This window comes from Leptolyngbya sp. FACHB-671 (assembly GCF_014695745.1).
Taxonomy (GTDB): domain Bacteria; phylum Cyanobacteriota; class Cyanobacteriia; order Elainellales; family Elainellaceae; genus JAAUTN01.
On record NZ_JACJOV010000124.1, the window covers coordinates 55,295 to 74,763 of the forward strand.

Annotated in this window: 16 protein-coding genes and 1 pseudogene; 8 read left to right on the plus strand and 9 right to left on the minus strand. The window is 49.5% G+C overall.

The genetic code is table 11. The features are described from left to right. Positions 1 to 44: 44 nt before the first annotated feature. The gene (locus tag H6F93_RS35830) at positions 45 to 140 is read right to left on the minus strand and encodes a helix-turn-helix transcriptional regulator (RefSeq protein WP_524537958.1); all 96 of its coding nucleotides are present in this window, start codon (positions 138 to 140) and stop codon (positions 45 to 47) included. 248 nt (positions 141 to 388) lie between these two features. Between H6F93_RS35830 and H6F93_RS16275 the strand changes: the two genes are divergently transcribed. Further along, positions 389 to 1,258: a hypothetical protein gene (locus H6F93_RS16275; RefSeq protein ID WP_199313760.1), complete on the plus strand. Its 870-nt coding sequence runs from the start codon at positions 389 to 391 to the stop codon at positions 1,256 to 1,258. A gap of 227 nt (positions 1,259 to 1,485) precedes the next feature. Here H6F93_RS16275 and alaS read toward each other — a convergent pair whose 3' ends face one another. Beyond that, on the minus strand, positions 1,486 to 4,116 hold the full coding sequence (gene alaS, locus H6F93_RS16280; protein ID WP_190682701.1) for an alanine--tRNA ligase: 2,631 nt from the start codon (positions 4,114 to 4,116) through the stop codon (positions 1,486 to 1,488). 708 nt (positions 4,117 to 4,824) lie between these two features. On the opposite strand from alaS, the gene H6F93_RS16285 reads away from it, so the two are divergent. The 6 genes from H6F93_RS16285 to H6F93_RS16310 all read left to right on the plus strand — a co-directional run bounded on the left by H6F93_RS16285 (position 4,825) and on the right by H6F93_RS16310 (position 13,680). After that, on the plus strand, positions 4,825 to 5,862 hold the full coding sequence (locus H6F93_RS16285; protein WP_190645313.1) for a GGDEF domain-containing response regulator: 1,038 nt from the start codon (positions 4,825 to 4,827) through the stop codon (positions 5,860 to 5,862). Positions 5,863 to 5,960: 98 nt separating this feature from the next. Beyond that, a complete protein-coding gene (locus H6F93_RS16290; RefSeq protein ID WP_190682703.1) occupies positions 5,961 to 6,998 on the plus strand; it encodes a S66 peptidase family protein in 1,038 nt (345 codons plus the stop codon). A 68-nt stretch (positions 6,999 to 7,066) separates the two neighbouring features. After that, positions 7,067 to 8,635, plus strand: a complete 1,569-nt coding sequence (gene murJ / locus H6F93_RS16295; RefSeq protein WP_190682707.1) for a murein biosynthesis integral membrane protein MurJ — start codon at positions 7,067 to 7,069, stop codon at positions 8,633 to 8,635. Between the two features lie 151 nt (positions 8,636 to 8,786). Continuing rightward, positions 8,787 to 10,325 carry a glycoside hydrolase family protein gene (locus H6F93_RS16300; protein WP_190682751.1) on the plus strand — a complete coding sequence of 513 codons (1,539 nt, stop codon included), beginning with the start codon at positions 8,787 to 8,789 and terminating at the stop codon, positions 10,323 to 10,325. A 23-nt stretch (positions 10,326 to 10,348) separates the two neighbouring features. Beyond that, positions 10,349 to 10,978, plus strand: a complete 630-nt coding sequence (locus H6F93_RS16305; protein WP_190682710.1) for a hypothetical protein — start codon at positions 10,349 to 10,351, stop codon at positions 10,976 to 10,978. A 125-nt stretch (positions 10,979 to 11,103) separates the two neighbouring features. Beyond that, positions 11,104 to 13,680, plus strand: coding sequence for a sensor histidine kinase (locus H6F93_RS16310; protein WP_190682713.1), 2,577 nt, complete (start codon positions 11,104 to 11,106; stop codon positions 13,678 to 13,680). 38 nt (positions 13,681 to 13,718) lie between these two features. On the opposite strand, the gene H6F93_RS33380 is transcribed toward H6F93_RS16310, so the two are convergent. The 6 genes and pseudogenes from H6F93_RS33380 to H6F93_RS16325 form a co-directional block, all read right to left on the minus strand. Then, positions 13,719 to 14,315, minus strand: a complete 597-nt coding sequence (locus H6F93_RS33380) for a DUF4926 domain-containing protein (protein ID WP_199313761.1) — start codon at positions 14,313 to 14,315, stop codon at positions 13,719 to 13,721. 5 nt (positions 14,316 to 14,320) lie between these two features. Next, positions 14,321 to 14,655: pseudogene (locus H6F93_RS35835) on the minus strand (DUF6883 domain-containing protein). Next, the gene (locus tag H6F93_RS33385; RefSeq protein WP_347277310.1) at positions 14,636 to 15,520 is read right to left on the minus strand and encodes a COR domain-containing protein; all 885 of its coding nucleotides are present in this window, start codon (positions 15,518 to 15,520) and stop codon (positions 14,636 to 14,638) included. Before H6F93_RS33385 ends, H6F93_RS35835 begins: the two are co-directional and overlap by 20 nt. Next, positions 15,501 to 16,259: a COR domain-containing protein gene (locus H6F93_RS33390; RefSeq protein WP_199313762.1), complete on the minus strand. Its 759-nt coding sequence runs from the start codon at positions 16,257 to 16,259 to the stop codon at positions 15,501 to 15,503. The genes H6F93_RS33385 and H6F93_RS33390 overlap by 20 nt, the downstream gene beginning before the upstream one ends. Before the next feature lie 50 nt (positions 16,260 to 16,309). Next, positions 16,310 to 17,554 (minus strand): leucine-rich repeat domain-containing protein, encoded by a 1,245-nt coding sequence (locus tag H6F93_RS33395; RefSeq protein ID WP_199313763.1) that lies wholly within the window; start codon positions 17,552 to 17,554, stop codon positions 16,310 to 16,312. Next, positions 17,508 to 17,690 carry a hypothetical protein gene (locus H6F93_RS16325; protein WP_190682716.1) on the minus strand — a complete coding sequence of 61 codons (183 nt, stop codon included), beginning with the start codon at positions 17,688 to 17,690 and terminating at the stop codon, positions 17,508 to 17,510. The genes H6F93_RS33395 and H6F93_RS16325 overlap by 47 nt, the downstream gene beginning before the upstream one ends. Before the next feature lie 262 nt (positions 17,691 to 17,952). On the opposite strand from H6F93_RS16325, the gene H6F93_RS16330 reads away from it, so the two are divergent. After that, positions 17,953 to 18,837, plus strand: coding sequence for an SGNH/GDSL hydrolase family protein (locus tag H6F93_RS16330; RefSeq protein WP_190682719.1), 885 nt, complete (start codon positions 17,953 to 17,955; stop codon positions 18,835 to 18,837). Positions 18,838 to 18,848: 11 nt separating this feature from the next. On the opposite strand, the gene H6F93_RS16335 is transcribed toward H6F93_RS16330, so the two are convergent. Then, entirely contained in the window at positions 18,849 to 19,202 is a 354-nt protein-coding gene (locus tag H6F93_RS16335; RefSeq protein WP_199313764.1) for a hypothetical protein, read from the minus strand. Positions 19,203 to 19,469 lie beyond the last annotated feature (267 nt).

A 19,469-nucleotide genomic window follows, 5' to 3' on the forward strand; every position in this document is an offset into this window, starting at 1 on the left:
CGAGAATATTCACGGCTAAATTGTGAGGCACTCTCATACCCAACCTAATAAGCCGCATTGGTTACATCGACGTTTTCGATCAGCATTAGACGACGGGCTTCCATCAACCTCAACCGTATTTGATATTGCAGCGGACTCATTGAAGTGGACGCCTTGGAAGTGACGATGGAAGTTTAAGGGGTAAGGATAGCAAATGCAACGAAGTGATATGCGATCGCTGTAGTACCCTCCTGCTGCTTGCCTCCATGTAAAACGATTAAGTTGCGTCTTCACTCAAAGAACTTGAGTGGTGTAGATGGGGCGATCGCTGAAGAATGAATGTAACCCGGTGGGTAGCACTCATCAACCAAACGGAGAACAACAAACTGATTAACCAATGGTGATGACGATGAAATTAGAAACAACGACCGAAAAAATCAACCCTCAAGAACTAACTGAAAGCAGACTGCAATTGCACTATGCCGTTCAATATATTGCCGCAACGAGTGCGGCATTGGCAGAATCTTTACCAGACGACAGCCACACCAGTTTTGGATGGAGTTCAGTTTTAGAAGCGTTTGTTGGATCAGCTATTCAAGCAGATCAACCCTTTCAAGTCGCACTAGAACCTGTCAGCCTCACATTAATCTTGATCGATCAGCACAATGACGCGATCGCATCTTTGCCATTACATGGAAAGACCATGCTAGAAGGGCTGAACTGGCTCCAGCAACAGGTTTATAAACTCGGTGCAGATGCCAGCAAGATTGTGTTTTTAGACTATCCACCGAATGACTTTCCCGATCATCCTCTTGCTCGTGGTGCATCTTTTGATGCCAGTCAAACGTTGGCATTGCGTGAATTAACAAATTACTACATCACGACTGATTGGCTACTTCAGGCGATCGTTACCACGAACGAGAATGCTTCAGCGATCCACATTTGGCCCCATCACCTTGATATCGCAATGCTGATTACACTTCCCGGCACCAAAAACGGGCATCCATTGACGGTCGGGGTTGGGTTATCGCCTGGAGACACGAGCTATCCAGAACCTTACTGGTATGTGTCTCCTTATCCATATCCAGACACCACCAACTTTCCCACCCTAGATGGTCAAGCGTTTTGGCATACCCAATACTGGGTAGGGGCTGTGCTGAAATCGTCTCAATTGGTTGCGAATGCCAATCCTGAACGCCAACAACAGGTTGCGACATTTCTAGATTCTGCTCTGAAAGCATCAACAACCCTGCTCAAACCAGAGTATGTCATGAGGTAGAGTATTTGATCATCCAGTGCGGCGCAGACATCGCAAAGGACAACTTAGGTCACTCAATGGGATGTTCCCTAATCTGGAGCTATCTCGACTGCCTATACTGCCCAAAAGTTGGTAGAGAAATGGGTAGAAGATCCAACTTAGCCTACTCACCTTGCTAGAAAGTCTACCGTCCAGTTTTGCGGGGTACGGGCATCCCCAGATAGAACCTGGGAATGCGCCTACCTCTACTAACCCAAAGCTGACTCTAACTGTTGACGAGCAGCAGCCAGTGCTTCGGCTAGTTTGCTGGGGTCGCGTCCGCCTGCTTGGGCTAGATTGGGTCGGCCGCCACCGCCACCACCACAAAGTTTGGCGATCGCCCCGATAAACTTCCCTGCCTGCAAGCCTTTATCATTTACACCTTTGCTGAAAGCTGCAACCAAACTCACTTTTTCGGCTTCAGGAACGGAACCTAATACAACAGCACCGTCCCCTAGCTTTTGCAAAAGTCGCTCAGCAACGGTTTTAAGAGAATCTGGGTCAACGCCTTCCAGTTCTGCAACGAGCAGTTTGAAAGAACCGACGGAAGCAGCCTGTCCCAGCAGTTGGTCAGATTTTGCCAGGGCAAGTTCTCCCTTAAGCTGATCAAGTTGCTTTTGCGTCGTCTTCAGTTCAGTTTGCAGTGCAGTGATGCGTTCGGGCAACTCTTCTGGCTTGGCTTTGAAGCGATCGCCCAATTCTCGCACGACCTGATCGCGCACATTCAAGTAATCCAAGACTGCCGGACCAGCTACCGCTTCAATTCGGCGAATCCCTGCGGCTACGCCTGACTCTGAGACAATCTTGAACACGCCAATTTCAGCCGTGTTGCTGACGTGGGTGCCACCACATAGCTCCATCGAGACACCGGGAAAGTCCAGCACCCGCACTTCGTCGCCATATTTTTCGCCAAACATGGCGATCGCCCCTTTTGCCTTCGCTTCAGCGATCGGCAGGATGCTGATGTGAGCCGCGTGAGCCTCCGAGATCCAGGTGTTAACCTGCTCCTCCACCTGCTGAATTTCTTCCGACGTGAGTGGACGAGGGCAGTTAAAGTCAAACCGCAGGCGATCGAATGCTACCAGGGAACCTGCCTGGGAAATCGAGTCATCCACCAGCTTTTTCAGTGCTGCCTGGAGCAAATGAGTTGCGGTGTGGTTTGCCTGAGCGCGACGACGGCAGGCGAGATCAATTTGGGCCGTGACGCGATCGCCCACCTGCACTGTTCCTCGCTCAACTTTGCCAAAGTGGACAAACAGCGCCCCTTCTTTTTTCACATCCTCGACTCGCACCACAACGGTGTCGCCGCTGAGATAGCCGCGATCGCCAATTTGTCCACCTGACTCAGCGTAGAAAGGCGTTTGGTCTAGCACGATCTGCACTTCGGTGCTTGCCTCAGCCGCCTCGACTGACTTGCCCTGCACTAGCAGCACCTTCACCTCAGCCCCACCCGAAAATTGGGTATAGCCCAGGAATGCAGTTTCGTTCAGGCTTTCTGCCAGTTTGTCTAGCGTGCCCTGCACTGTTAGATCAATCGTTTCGTGGGCAGCCTGGGATCGCTGCCGCTGCTGCTCCATTTCTGTCTCAAATCCTGCTACGTCTACCGTCAGTCCCCGTTCCTCAGCCACTTCCTGGGTCAGCTCCAAAGGAAAACCGTAGGTGTCATACAGGACGAAGGCATCGTGACCAGAAATTTCTTTGCCGGACTTTTCTACCCGCGTCAAAATTTCTGACAGCAGTTTTTCGCCCCGATCTAGAGTTTCCAGGAAACGGGATTCTTCCAGTAGCAGTTCTGCCTGAATTGCTTTTTCTCGCGCCCGCACACCGGGATAAGCATCCTCGGAGATGGCGATCGCCACCTCTGTCACTTCATTAATGAAGGGCTTGTCAATACCAATCAGCCGTCCATGTCGTACCACCCGCCGAATCAGCCGACGCAGCACATAGCCACGACCCAAGTTCGACGCAGAAATGCCATCGGCAATCATGTGCATCACTGCTCGCACGTGGTCGCCAATTACTTTCAGCGAAACTTTGGTTGATTCATCGCTTTTGGCGTAGTCGATTCCAGCGATCTCAGCCGCCTTTTTGACAATTGGAAAAATTAGGTCGGTTTCGTAGTTATTGGGGACCTGCTGGAGAATTTGCGCGACTCGCTCCAGTCCCATTCCTGTGTCAATATTTTGGTTTTGCAGCGGGGTCAGGTTGCCTTCAGCATCCTGGTTGTACTGCATAAATACGAGGTTGTAGAACTCAATGAAGCGTGTGTCATCTTCCAGGTCGATGTGGTCGTCGCCCAGTTCTGGATGGAAGTCGTAATACAATTCTGAGCAAGGACCGCAGGGTCCGGTGGGTCCAGAGTTCCAGAAGTTGTCTTTCTCATCCATGCGCTGGATTCGGTGCGCCGGGATGCCGATCTGGTCGCGCCAGATCGCAAAAGCTTCGTCATCTTCCCGAAATACGCTAACCACTACCCGCTCTGGTGGAAAGCCTAGCACTTGAGTCGAGAGCTCCCATGCCCAGGCGATCGCCTTCTCCTTGAAGTAATCGCCAAAGCTAAAATTACCTAGCATTTCAAAGAAAGTCTGGTGCCGCGCCGTTCGCCCGACATTCTCAATATCGTTGGTGCGAATGCACTTTTGTGCTGTCACCGCTCGGTTAAACTCCGCCTGACGCTGCCCCAAGAAAATCGGCTTAAAGGGCAGCATCCCGGCGATCGTCAGCAGCACCGTCGGGTCTTCGGGCACCAGCGAGGCGCTGGGCAACACCTGATGTGCCCGTTCTGCGTAGAAGTCGATGAACGTTTGTCGAATTTGAGCGCCGCTTAGGTAGGTCAACATGGGGATACTTGCTTCAGGCTGAAATGCTTATGGCACTTTACAACACGGTTGCTAAGAATCTGGAATTTGGCATCTAGCCATTGTTCTTAGCAATACTTAAGAACCTATTCTCTATTCTCAATCATGGCGCGAGATTCGACAAAGCCTACCACAGAGTTCCGGCAAATTCGCTGCAAATTAAGTTTTTTGAGAACTGCAAACTCAATGGACAGAATAACAACCGGGAGAGTCCTTCCCCGTTTCTGATAAAGCTGCTTGATGATGACCGTAGTGCTAGCACCTATGCGAAGCCCCTTAGTTTTTGCAGGACTCTGTACAGGAGAAAGTTTCGATCCCCGCAGGAAGCACCGCACCTACCCAACTTCCAGGAAAACTCTGAGGAATTATGACAACTCTCATAAAGATCCTACAAGATTCAGAAATTCTTCCCGGCTTGCGCGTAGCTAGTTGAACTGTGGGTACACTTGGACATGCAAAGTCGCATTTGACTAAGCCTGTTGATTGAGTCAATTTGAGCAACAGCTAACCTCCCTGTTGTCAGATTTGCTGCCCAAAGATGCAACTTCTCGTGTTTGAGTAGTTTCCCCACTACGTGCAGACCGCTAGGTTAAGAAGCATAAGCCCTCATATCTTCAAATATTTGAGCGATCGATCAGAGGTTCACTTCAAGTACAATCCTAATCTTTAAAGCAGGCTCGTCGTTTATCAATGAATGCTTCGATTCTTGTAGTTGGGGGCAACAGTTTTCTCACAACCTTTATTGCTCTGGTTCAGCAGGTTGCTGCTTTTACGGTAGAGGTTGCATCTGATCCAAACGAAGCAATGCCGTTGATTCAGGCTCAACAACCTGATTTGCTAGTGATGCAAGCAGAACAACCAGACACGCTTGAGCTTTGTCAGCAAATTAAGGACCAAAGCCGACTGGCTTGGATTTACTGCATTCTTGTTGCAAATTGGAGCGGAGTCGCAGCGCTAGGAAACTCACCTGCACAATTAGATTTGGAATCAAAGCTGAAGGCTCTGGACTCCAAAGCAAAAGCACTAGAGTCTGGGGCTGATGCTTGTCTGAATTTGGCGCTCGATCAATTCGACTCAGAATCGTTCGAAGAATTGCAGACCCGAAGCTTAAATGATGCGATCGCCAAACAAAAGCGCTTGTTTTGCGCCCAAATTCGGGCTGGACTGCGACGGGTGCAAAACCACCGGGAATTGATGCGGACGAATGATTTGCTGTCAGCGATCGCCCTTTCCGATCCCCTGACTGAGTTAAACAATCGCCGCGCCTTTGAGTGGGAGCTGCCGCGCCAAATTCACAACGCCAGGGCGCGAGAAATGCCAATCAGCCTGATCATGCTGGACGTAGACTTTTTTAAGACAATCAACGATAGCTATGGTCACTTAGTGGGCGATCGCGCTCTGCAATTGCTGTCAGCTCGTCTGAGACATAACCTGCGGTTTTACGACACGCCCTTTCGCTATGGCGGCGAAGAATTTGTTGTGATTTTGAGTGACACAGGCTTTCAAGAAGCTGGCTTAATTGCTCAACGTCTCTGCCGTCTCATGGCTAACCAGCCCTTCAACATTAGCGATACCCTCAATCTGACTATTACCGTTAGCGTGGGTGCTGCCTCTTTACTAGACAGCGATGATACCAAGGGGATTAGCCTTTTGGAAAGAGCAGACTGCAATTTGCTCAAAGCAAAATCTCTTGGACGCAATCGAGTAGTGAGCGAAGAGGGGGAGTGAAGAGAGGCTACTGTACGAAGTAGGGAGTTTGCTTGTGAATGCGAACGGCATTCCCCAAATGCTATAAACTTGCTGAGCATTACTTCCCCTTCCCTTCCATGCTTTCTCGACGCGCTTTTCTTAAAACGGCGGCTGCAACGGCTGCTTTATCGGCGATCGCTCACCCCAAGCCAGGATTAGCGGCAACAGCAAAACCTACCCGCTTGCAGCCTGGAGCGGTCGTCGGACTCATCAGCCCTGCCAGCGCTACATTTGTGCGGGAAGATGTCGAGATTGTGATGGATGCAGTACGGGGGCTGGGACTGGTTCCGCGACTCGCCCCTCACCTGTTTGACCGGTATGGCTACCTGGCTGGACAAGACCAGGATCGGGCTGAAGATGTGAATCAGTTTTTTGCTGACCCGGAGGTGGCGATGCTGCTGCCAATTCGGGGTGGCTGGGGCAGTGGCCGTATGTTGCCTTATCTGAACTATGACCTGATTCGCCAGAACCCCAAAATTCTGGTTGGCTTTAGTGACATTACGGCGCTGATTTTAGGCGTGTCTGCCCAGAGTGGGCTGGTGACGTTTCACGGGCCAAATGGGCTATCGGGCTGGCGAACCGCGCAAACAGATTTTTTCAGGCGAGTGCTGTTTAATGCAGAAAGAGTCACTTTTGAGAATCTGGTCGATGGGGATGATGGCGATCGCCTAATGCAAACGCGATACCGTCTCCAGACCATTACACCTGGTCAAGCGCAGGGTAAGTTAATTGGCGGCAATCTGTCGGTCATTTCGGGGATTGTTGGCTCTCCCTATATGCCTGACCTGGAAGGTGCCATTTTATTTCTGGAAGACATTGGCGAAAATATTTACCGCATCGATCGAATGATCACGCATCTCAAACTTGCGGGTGTATTCGATCGCTTGTCAGGTCTGATTTTTGGGCAATGCACGAACTGCACTCCCGACGAAAGCTATGGCTCCTTGACGCTGGAAGAAGTAATTTGGGGACACATTCAGCCCTTAGGAATTCCAGCCTGGTATGGGGCAACAATTGGGCATTTGGAGACAATTTTGACGTTGCCTATCGGGCTAGAGGTGGCGATCGATGCAGACCGGGGCACGATTGAGATGCTGGAAGCAGCGGTTGTGTGAGTTTACGCAAGTGCTGACTCAATTCACGCTTAAATAGGTGAAGCTCTTTACGTGGTGTACGAGTTTTTGTGACTGAGATCAAAAAACCTGCTCGCTCTCTGGCGGGAATTGCCGGAATTGTGGCGATCGCCACCCTGATCAGCAAGGTCTTTGGGCTGGTGCGTCAACAGGCGATCGCCGCTGCCTTTGGGGTGGGCGCTGCTGTTGATGCCTACAACTATGCTTACGTGATCCCCGGCTTTTTGTTTGTGCTGCTGGGCGGCATCAACGGCCCATTCCACAGTTCGATTATCAGCGTGCTGGCAAAACGACCGAAAGAGGAAGCCGAACCGCTGATCGAGACAGTGACGACCTTAGTCGGTGGGTTGCTGCTGCTGGTGACGATTTTTCTGATGATATTTGCCGATCCGTTGATTCAACTGATCGCACCGGGAACGACCCCTGAGGTGAAGGCGATCGCTGTCGAGCAATTCCGCATCATGGCTCCCCTAGCCGTCTTCTCAGGGCTAATTGGGATTGGCTTTGGCACGCTCAATGCCGCTGATCACTACTGGCTGCCGTCTGTCAGTCCGCTATTTTCTAGCGTTACTGTAATCATCGGAGTTTGGTTTTTTTCTGATGAATATGGCGCAGTTGTGCTGGCGTGGGGAACTTTAGCGGGCGCAATTTTGCAATGGCTGGTGCAAATTCCCACTCAGTGGAGAGCAGGTATGGGGACGCTGAGGCTGCGGTTTAACCTAAAGCAGCCCGGACTGGATGAAATTTGGCGACTGATGGGGCCAGCTACTCTTTCCTCTGGAATGCTGCTGATTAGCGTTTACATCAGCTTGCTGTTTGCTTCTCAGCTTCCGGTCGGGGCAGCTTCGGCACTGGGCTATGCTCAACTTCTGTTTCTCACGCCGCTGGGTATTCTCTCCAATGTGATTTTGGTGCCGTATATGCCAATTTTCTCTAAACTGGCAGCGCCTGAAAATTGGGGAGAGCTAAAGCAGCGAATTCGTCAAAGCCTAGTCTTGACTGCTTTTACCATGATGCCCGTCGGCGCACTGTTGGCGGTGCTGGCGCTGCCTGCGGTAAGGATTGTCTATGAGCGGCAGCAGTTTACCCAGCAAGATTCTCAACTTGTGGCATCGGTGCTGCTGGCGTATGCGGTTGGCATGTTCTTTTATCTGGGAAGAGATGTCTTGGTGCGCGTGTTTTACGGGTTGGGGGATGGCAATACGCCGTTTAAGGTCAGCCTTTGGGGACTGTTGCTGAATGCGGTTTTCTGTTTCCTCTTTACTAAGCAGTTTGGAGCCGCAGGTTTAGCCCTGGCAACGGTAGGCGTGAATCTTGTGTCGATGGCAGCTTTGCTTTGGGTGCTCAATCGTCGTCTGCGGGGGTTGCCTTGGCGAGAAACAGGTTTACCGATTTCAGGGTTGGCAGCAGGTAGCATTTTGGCGGGGGTTGTGTCCTGGGCGGCACTGTGGGGTCTTCAATCCCTATTGGGGACAGAGGGGCTATTGATTCAATTGATCAATCTGAGCATCGCTGGATTAGCAGGTTTGGGAGTTTTTGCCCTACTTGCAACTCGGCTGGGCTTGCCAGAGGTGGATTTGTTTATGAATCGGCTGCGGCAAAAGTTTGGGCGATCGTAGAAATCGCCGGATGAATTATGGATGAAATTGAACAGTAAGCTAGGAGTCCTTCCCATTACCCTGCTACACTATTGCACTGTTGCACATGCTGCTATGACATCAGGGTTTCCATCGAGCCTGTGAAACCATTGAAGGAGTATTGAATCGTCTCATGATTGTGCGTCCCCAATCGTCTGTACAGCGTCGTAAATTTGCTTACAGCGGACTGTTTTTAATGATGTTGGTCAGTAGTTTGCTCAGTCCGTTTGCTTGGATGGGGCGATCGCAGGCACAGACTTCCCCCTACTGCCAACTGCCAGCCGACGAGATTACTGAAAAAAGTGAACTGCGGGAAGAGGCAATAGGAGGCGATCGCGAGGCTCGAAACCGCTACAAAGACCTGCTCGACGAACACGCCGAACAAATCCGTCGCTGCCGCAACCAAAGCTGGCTGAAAAATCAGGCAATCTGGATTCGACTTTACCCCTGTGATGCTCAGGAGGGAGTGCTAGAAGACATCCTCGATCGCATGGTCAACCGGGGCTATAACCAGGTTTACGTCGAAGTGTTTTATAACGGTCAGGTGTTGCTGCCGCAGTCACAAAACCGAACTCCCTGGCCGTCCACGATTCGCACACCCGGTCATGAAGATGTGGATTTATTGGCAGAGGCGATCGCCAAGGGGCAAGAACGCGGGCTAAAAGTCTACGCCTGGATGTTTATGATGAACTTTGGCTACTCCTACGCCCAGCGCCCTGGAGCGGAGCAGCTTCTAGCGATCAATGGCTACGGTCAAACTAGCCTCAACTTCAACACTGCAGCGGGTTTAAACTCTGACGTTGGCGCAATCAGCTCCGAAGAGACGTTTGTTGACCCTTACAACAACCGTGCTAAGCAAGACTATTACGCCCTGGTGCAGGCAGTGGTTCAGCGCCGTCCTGACGGGGTGTTGTTTGACTATGTGCGCTATCCCAGAGGCACAGGTCCTGCATCGGTAGCCAGCCGCGTTCAGGATTTGTGGATCTACGGTTCAGCGGCTCAGCAGGCTCTTTACAACCGAGCACTTAATCAGAAGGGGCGGGAGCTAATTCGCCGCTACATTAGCCGAGGCTACATTAATGCTTCTGATTTAGACTCGCTAGACAGCCTCTACCCCACCGAAGGTGAACCGCTGTGGCAAGGGAGAGAGCTAAATTATTACTCACCTACTGCCACGTCAGGAGAACGTCGCCCTATCATTCAGTCGCAGCTTTGGCGGTTGACCGTTGCTCATGCGATCCAGGGTGTACTGGATTTTCTCGCAATGGCGGCTTTACCTGTGCAGCGCCAGGGAATTCCAGCTGGGGCAGTGTTCTTCCCCGACGCTAACCAGACAATTGGGCAAGGGTATGACTCTCGCCTTCAACCCTGGGATCGGTTCTCCAGCAGCCTGGAATGGCACCCCATGTCCTACGGTGTTTGTGGCGGCAACAATACGTCTTGTATCACTTCTCTGGTACAGCGGGTCACGTCCCAGGCACCTCCCGGCACCCGGATTAGCCCTGTCTTGGCAGGCACCTGGGGACAGGCGGTGAGTAATCGCCCTTCCCTGGAAGCACAGATGCAGGCAATTCGGCAGGTTGCCCCGCAGATTAATTCCATGAGCCACTTTGCCTATTCCTGGCAAGAGCCGCAGTCCGATCGCGATCGCAAATTTTGCCAACTCCGCTAGTTACAGGCTTAGAAGCGTGACCTATGAGTGTTGCTATTTTCTACAGCGCAATTCCACCGGACAGCCATCTTTATCAGCGTCTTCAAACTGAGAGGGCGCTGATGCTCTTGGTGGAAAGACTGTTTCCCTACGGCAACGGCATCTTTCGCTTCTTTGAAATCGAACCCGCTGAGATCGACGAGATCTTAAATGATGTGATTGAGGAACATCAAAATATCTTAGGCTCCGAATCCGAAGCAACCGTGTGGATTGATCAATTTCGGGAAGAAATTAGGCTTACCTGTGAAGCTTATCCCGGAATTGAAGACCGTAGCACTATGCTCGAATCTGCTACTAGAATTGAACGGCGGCTATCCCAAAAGCTAGTAGAACAGCAAGTCGAGAACGCTAGTGAAAGAGTTAGAAGCTTAATAGTCGGTGTGCAAGACTTTGCCCCTCATTTGTCAGGCGCAGACTTTGAATACAGGATGATGTTTGTTCCCTTATCTTTAGTTCAAGAAGGGGCAAGACTACTGCAAGAGATAGATCCTAATACTTTCTTTACCGAGCAGGAAGATGAAAGAGGATACAACCGAACTCAGTTTACGGGGTTGAGAAACCTCTATCTTGAAGCTGCCGAAAGGAATGAAGAGGTTCTGGTTCTAGTTGAGTAGATACATGCTGCGAGAGTAGTGAAAGAGGAATAACTATCACTGCCCTGGTCTAACCTTCTACAACTAACCCCTTACAATCAGGTTAGCCAACTTCTCAGTGGGCGATCAGTGCTGGTGAGGTCGTGATGAAACGAGCATTCCGAATCGAGACGCTGCAATGGATCTTCGGCGTTTTTCTGATCCTGCGCGGAATCGTCATGCTCATGGTGCCACACCAGTTAGACATGACTGTCTTTGTGTTTATTCAGTCGCAGTTCTTTCGGTTGGCGTTGCTTCAGGCGATCGGTGGAATTGCACTGATTATCGTTGCCGTACTGATGCCCAAACGCCGATGGCTGATCTTTGCTCATGGGCTGGCTGCGAGTGCCTTCTTTCTATCGGCAGTTGGTCCATTCCTAAGCGGAACCTGGACTGGTGTGACGGGCTATAGCACGATGGCGCTAGGAACGCTTGTGGCACCGTTTTTGCCTCGCACTGGCGATCGCCCTTTCCGGTCTGACTCCCCGTCCAAAGCGATTGATCTATTTGCGATCACAATGGCAGTTAGAGTAATTTTGCATGGACTCAACTGTTTGCCGCCACTCAATCAACAGCTGGGTGCAAGTTTCTATGATGCTACCCGTTCTTACCTACCGATTTATGGAGCTGGGTATATTGTCGGCGGGTTGCTCCTAATTGGGGTTTATCTTCATCCTCGTCCTCCCCGTTTGCTTTTCAGCCTGGCGCATGGCTTCATTGGGGCTGTAATTTGGTCCTGGATGATTGGACTGGGGTTATCCAACTGGAACTCCGTAATTTATCACGGCGGGTTAGCAACTCCGCTAGCCGTATTACCCTGGCTCAGCCTGTACCTCCACCGCTTTGATCCTGCCTCCTTACGAACACGGCTAACGCTCGTTTTGGTTGGCGTGGTCACGATTCCCTTGCTGTTGACTGTTGCGTTTGCAACGCACTTAGAGGAACAAAATACAATCAGCCGATCGCTAGTTCTCCAGCAAACTTTAGCCAGCACATTAGCTGAAAATGTAACCAATTACATTAATCTGCATGAGGCAGCGGTACGGTCACTGGCAATTCAATCCAATCTGTTATCTCGTTCTGCGACACAGCAGCAAGCGTTTCTAGAGCAGTTTAATCAGCTTTATCCAGACATAGTTGTGCTGGCTACGTATGATGCGGCTGGAAATGCGATCGCCCGCAGTGACAATCGGGGCCCCGGACCCTCTATTGCCGACCTGCCGCTATATGAGGACATTCGTCGCACAAGAACCCCTAAACTGGACATTCGGGTTGGCAGACTTCTCCAACGTCCTCTGTTTGCCTTTGCGGTTCCCATTCAAACGCCAACCAATCAATTTGTCGGAATCGCAACAGGTGCAATTGAATCAACACGCGTCGCTGCTCAGCTTACTCGAACCAGTATTAGCTCTGACCTCGAAGCTTACTTAGTGGATGGACAAGGACGTATCATTGCTCATCCTGATGCTGAATTGGCTGCATCCTTTACTGATTACTCCCAAATTCCACCCGTTGCCCAGCTATTGGCAACCAGCAATACTTTCTCGAATGGACTGCGCTATTGGAATGAAGCTGAATGGCGGTTAGCAGGCTATGCTCAGGTTCCGGATTTGGGCTGGGGCGTGGTGGTTGATCGTCCTGCTGCAAGTGCGTTAGCGGGGGTTCACAGTCGGCGCAACACAGATATTGGCATCCTGTTTTTGATGGCGATCGCCGCAGTTGTGTTTGGCGTTCAGGTGGCTCGTTGGTTAACCCAACCGTTGATGACCCTAGCTTATGCCGCAGGTCAACTGGCAGCAGAAGATGTGAGGGCACCCCTACCCCAGAGCCGAATTACCGAAATCTTATACCTCTCAACCGTATTTGGACAAATGCGCGATCGCCTATTCGAGCGAACTTTGGAGCGCGATCGCGCCGAAGCTGAGATCCGACAGTTCAATGCCACTCTCGAACAGCGAGTGCAAGAGCGCACGACTCAGCTAGAACTGGCCAACAAAGAGCTAGAATCCTTTTCCTACTCGGTTTCCCACGATCTGCGGGCACCTTTTCGCCACATTAACGGTTTTGTCGAACTGCTGCACAAGCGAGTCGCTGGCACCTTGGATGAAACCAGCGTGCGCTATCTAAAAACCATTGCTGATACGGCTCGATATGCAGGGCAGCTAGTCGATGACCTGTTATCATTTTCTCGCATGGGACGAGCCGAACTGCGCTACATGGCGATCGACATGAATATCCTAGTCGATGAAATCAAGCGCGAACTAGAGCGAGACACTACAGAACGAACCATCCATTGGCAAGTTGAACCCTTACCTCAAATTCAAGGCGATTTGAACATGATCCGCCTTGTGGTTCGCAACTTGTTTGAAAATGCTGTGAAATATACCTTCCCTTGCGATGAAGCCCAAATTACAGTCGGCAGTGTAGATGATCCTCACAAGTTCGTGTTTTTTGTCAAAGACAACGGCGTTGGGTTTGATATGCAATATTCCCACAAACTATTTGGAGTATTTCAACGCTTACATAGTGACTCTCAATTCAAGGGAACAGGGATTGGGCTTGCCAATGTTCAACGCATCATTCACCGGCACGGAGGACAGGTTTGGGCAGAAGCAGAAGTTGGCAAAGGCGCTACTTTCTATTTCTCGTTGCCTAAACACTTAGAGCATTTAGAGAAGATTTGAGAAAGAGTTTAGGCGTTGTGCTTGGTGGCTTGTACCGCTCATTCAGCGTCTATGAAGCCTTTGATCATTGCCACTACAGGTTTTACAGCGGGATGATCAATCGCTGATTCCAGAGCAGTCGTACCACCTTCTTTGAGAGCATTAATTACACGAGTTTTTAAAGTCGGATTTTGTTCGATCGCCTCGATCGCCTTTGCACTAATCATGGCTTGCCCTGTAGGAGTGCTGCGATCGTAGTCTTGATCAAGTTGGTCGAGCAGGTCTTTAATGTCTTTAGCTGCTTGAGCTAGATTTTGGCTGTGGTTGATTTGAGTGCCAATCTTGTTGCCCATGACTTTATCACCTGCAACGTTGTCGCCGGAACCATACTGGTGAATGGTATTAGACATGAGTTGGTTTTCTGTAGAACTCTCTTCACTTTCAGGAGCGTAGCACAGCTTCAGCAGTTGACTGACGTGTAGCGGCAGCATAGCGTAGGTTTGACCGTAATCATCGCTGAAATCAACTTCATAAACATCGGGGGCTAACAATTCTACAATCGTGCCAACCTGACCTGCTAGCAAACGCTGCTGAGGTAAGGAGTCTTTGAGGGCAACAACATCTAGAAGTTGAAGTTGGTTTAAGGTATTAACCATAAGAATTACCTCAAAATGTAACAGCTGGTGAGTCGAGGGAAGTTTTCCGTAGAGCGAATAATCCAGGTAGTACGAACACTTACAGTGTTTTGGTTGCGAGTGACAGGAAAATCAATAACATATCGCTGCCCATGTTCATCTAAAGAAGTAGGAACTGCATTATAGGTTTGTATAGCTTCAACGATCAGAGATTGCAAAATTTCTGCGTCGTTTTGTCTAATCCTAAAATAGCGGCAAATAGTCGAGCTTTGTGTTTGCCTCGATCGTGTTGCAAGTTGAGGCTATAGCTCCGTAACTTGTTGAGGTCGATGAAAGCAGATTCAGCGTTTGGAAGTTTCATCACCGATGATTTTATTGCCTTGAATGCGATCGCCTGCTACATTGTCTCCTTGTCCATATTGGTGAGTGTTAGAACGGTTATCTCGGTTTGCCTGGTTGATATTGACATAGATACTGGAGTGGCTGTCCAGAAAAGCTTCTATTTCATGGCGATCGCTCATTTGCCGCATCTGCCGAAGCTCAACAGGTTCGTAACCATCTAGCAGTTGACGCAGGTTTACTTTAATCCGCAGTTTGCCAATTGGGTATTCTCTCTCCCCCATAGCTTCGAGACCGAGCAATTCCTGGTAGTCAAGGGGCGAGTGGTCAGGATATCCGGGGACGGGCACCCATTCACTCACTTCAGGATTGGCAAAGGAACCATGAATTTTATTGAATACATCTCGAACAATGCCTAAAAAGGTGCGACGGGTGGTTTCACGCCCGCTAATTGAGATAAAGATTTGTTTGTCTTCGGGGTCAGCCTTGACACGGGCAAGGTTGCAGATTTCGCCGCCTTCGCTGTGAAACAACATTACGCCGCTGCGCCAGTAGGTTTGGTTATGAATTTTTTCGTGAATCAGGACGATGAAGCGAGAAAGGATACTTTCAGGCAGGATGCGGTAGTGATACTGAAACTCCAGGGCATCGCCTTCGAGAGTGGTATGTTCGGGTTCGTCTTTGGGTAACAGTCCGGGAATGAGAAAGCGGGGCGGGTTGCAGTCGGGAAGCTGAAAGCAAAGCTGAAACTCTCGCATTAGCTCAATCAAATAGTGATGGCGATTTTTGGGATAGCGCTGGGGGTTGAGAATGCGGTTAAGGTCAGCATGGGTAAGAATGCCTTTGGTCTGGGTTTTGAGCGTTTCGTCACTGAGGATGGCGTAGATAACCCTGCGTTACCCAATCAGGGTTTAAAACATTGGTGTCCTGCAAAAAGGGATGGTCGCGGAAGTTGAGCACCAGACCGAGGTTATGCAGCAGCTCAATTAACTGTTCCTGGTTGTAGTCTTCGGTAATCGTTTTAGACTCGCAGATTTCGGTGTATTTGTCGTAGCTGATGCAGTCCTGATCCATATTTTCCAGGTGTTCCTTCACCTCAAACCAGGAAAGCGGCAGCAGGTTGTACACATCGCTAAGCAGACCTACTTCGCGGACAATGGCGGTGCGGAGGTTGTCAATGCCGTCACTGGTTTGGCAGGAGGTTTCCAGGATGGTTTTGATGTTGGGATACTTTTCTCGCAGCGCTTTACGGTTAATGTCGAGCGGCTGTTCATCGTTTTTGTTGCCGATGATGATCACAGGCGACTCGCCACCAAAGCTTTCAATCAGCTTTAGCCAGTACTCAATTCGGTTTTCGTCTTCGCTGGTGCGGCAGTTGCACACGAGCAGGTAAAGGCTGCGCTTGGTCAAAAAGAACTGATGAGTCGCGTGATAAATCTCCTGACCACCAAAATCCCATACATTGAGGCGCACGTCTTTACTGTTGACATGGACATTCCAGGTTCTCACGTTTAGCCCATCGGTTTGAGGCTGATGGCGATCGAACTGGTTGTCGATGAGCCGTTTGATTAAAGAGGTTTTGCCGACGCTGCCCTGACCCACTAAAAGCAGTTTCGCTTCATTCAACGGACGAACTTTACCACTGCGAAGCTGACGACAATAGTTAAAGATACTTTCTACCGCCCCCGGATTTTACTGGAGTCAGGCGAACCTAAAACTTCTGGGGAAACCGGTAGTGGATTCCCACGTAGATCCAATGTTTTGAGTTTAGATAGTTCCTCAAGCAAATCAGGAACTGTCTCAATTTGGTTACCCCAAAGATCGAGTTTTTCTAGATTGGTCAGATGTCTCATTGCTTCAGGAATTTCCGTGATTTGATTGCTTGCGAGATCAAGCTTAGTCAGGCTGGTTAGTTTTGCAATCACTTTATGAATCCGCGTGATTTGGTTGCGCGAGAGGTTAAGCACTGCCAAATTTGTTAATTTTGCGATCGCCACTGGGATCTCTACGATTTGGTTTCCCCAAAGATAGAAATCCCTCAGATTAGTGAGTTGGGCGATCGCCGCTGGAATCTCACTGATTTGGTTATTCCTAAGGTAAAGCGTGGTTAAGCTGGTGAGTCGGTCAATCGCTTCTGGAATCTCCTTAATCTGGTTGTTAAAGAGGTAAAGCGTTGTTAAACTAGTAAGTTGGGCAATTGCTGATGGAATCTGTGTAATTTGGTTACTGTGAAGATAAAGCTCCGTTAAATTAGTGAGTTGGACGATTGCATCTGGAATCTCGCTAATCTGATTACTAGAAAAGTTAAGCGCAGTCAAATTAGTAAGTCGGACAATCGCTTCTGAAATCTCACTGATTTGGTTGCTGGAGAGGTTAAGCTCCGTTAAATTAGTGAGTTGAGTGATTGTGCCTGGAATCTCACTGATTTGATTGTCGCGAAGATCCAGCGTAGTCAAATTGACAAGTTGGGCAATCGCTTCTGGGATCTCACTGATTTGGTTGCTGAAGAGGTAAAGGGCAGCTAAGTTAGTGAGTTGGGCAATCGCTTCTGGGATCTCACTGATTTGGTTGTAGGAAAGATAGAATTCGGTCAAGTTAGTGAGTTGGGCAATCGTATCTGGAATCTCGCTGATTTGATTGCTATGGAGGGAAAGTGTGGTCAAATGGGGAAGCTGGGTGATGGCCGCTGGAATCTCACTGATTTGGTTTCTTGCAAGATCAAGTGTTGCTAGACTGGTAAGCTGAGCAATCGTATCTGGAACCTTCGTAATTTGGTTGTTATATAGGGAAAGAATTTTTAGATCAGTGAGTTCAACGACCACCTCAGGCAACTCAGTCAATCCCTTGCCCGATAAATCTAATTCTGTCCAGCCCTCAGCGGCGGCTTGGTCGATTAGCGCCAGCAATTCCTCCTGCGTCATGGGTGTCCTCGGCGAGTGGTGGTTCTATTGTGGCAGAGGGAAAGGAAGAAGAGAAAAAGAGGGGCGATCGCCCTTGTGTCAGTTCTGAAGCTTCAGGTTTGGAGAGCGAGGTTGAGCTAATCAGAATTTCAAACAAGGTAGCACTTCAGCAACGTTCGGTTCTCACTACCCCAAACACCTTTAAACTAGCTATAGTGGTGAGAGTGACAGATAAGTTAGCTCGCTCCAGCGAGTGAATTAGATACTAACAAAACAGCATTTCACACCATTGGATCAACAACCTCAGCAACTTTTTTAGTGCAGTAGAACGATTAATCTAAAGTCTGAAAACTCTCTTTCTCACTGAGGCAGAGAGCTTTTTATTGAATAGTTTGAGTTCTGGTTCTGCTTGAGGAACAGTGAGAAAGATTATTGTAGCGATCGCCCTCGCACTTGTGACATTTATGACAGCATTAACCCTCTCGGCCCAACGGTTTGAGCCAATTGATCAACTGGTTGTATTTGGTGATAGCCTTTCGGACACAGGAACAGTGTTTCGAGCGACTAATGGAGCCTATCCACCTAATCCACCTTATTTTCAAGGACGTTATTCTAATGGTCGAGTTTGGGTAGAGTATCTGGCTGATCGTCTCAGTCTCTCTACTAGCCAAATCGACAATCATGCTTATGGTGGAGCAACGAGTAGCAGCTATTCTAACGGTCTTGTGCCGGGATTGCTCAGGCAGGTGCAATCTTTTACCCAAACCCATTCATCCGTCAACTCTACCGCTTTGTATGTCGTGTGGGCAGGTGCAAATGATTATCTGCAAGGAGTTAATGATGCCACAACTCCAGTGAAAAATGTGATAGAGGCGATCGCTTCTCTATCTAATGCAGGGGCAAAGCGAGTTTTGGTGGCAAACTTACCGAATTTAGGTCAACTGCCTGCTACACGAAACACTGCTAATTCTGCCAGTCTTGTGGCGCTGACTCAGTCGCACAATCAGGGATTGCGGCGATCGCTCAAGGTGTTAGGGCAACAGCAGCCCGATCTTGAGATTGCGGTTCTAGATGCTAATGCGCTTTATCAAGAGGCGATTACTCATCCAGCCGAATTTGGATTCACGAACGTGACGAATGCTTGTGTTTCGAGTTCTAGAGCCTGTGATCAGCCTCAGCAATTCTTGTTTTGGGATGGCATTCATCCAACAACAGCAGCGCACCAAATCTTAGGGGAGCAAGCCTTTGCCGCGATCGCCGAACATCTGCCGTCGAATGCTGGAGTGTTGCACACTAAATTGTAATGCTGGAGAGCTTATTGGGACTGTTCAATCTCCTGGAGCAATGCTTCATCTGAGTAAGCACTTTCCCAATCACCTGGCAGTTTCAGACGAACTGACTGCGCCCCACCGCTAGGGGTACACACGACCCAATAGACATCTTCCTCTCCCTTCACCTGGGCAGCATCCTTATTTTCTGCCTGGTCAGATAATCCCGTAAATGCCTGAATGCAAGTCCAGGTAAGGCCGTTTTGATTGCTGACAACCCGCTCCACTAAAATTCTCCTATTGCTAAAGTTCAAGTTTGATCGCGATCGCCTTGGACAACTCAGGGGCATAGTTGGAGCGGCGATCGCTAAAACACAGCCACTGTCTGATGGGTAAGCCATAGCGTAGGTGCAGTTCGCGAACTGCACCTACGGGGATCTGTAGTTTATCTAAGTGAAAATATGCTGCAAGTCATGTAACCAGCTTCCAATGCCAGGTTAAAAAAACTTTCCCATTGCCATCTGATCATCCGAATTGATATCTTAAATTGCTGTCTACTCAGCGAGCATCTCACTAATGGCATGAACATTGAGGCGATCGCTACAACCCTATGCAGAAGCGAATTCACCTGTTTTTGAATTAAATAGGGTGGGTATTCTAATAGATGC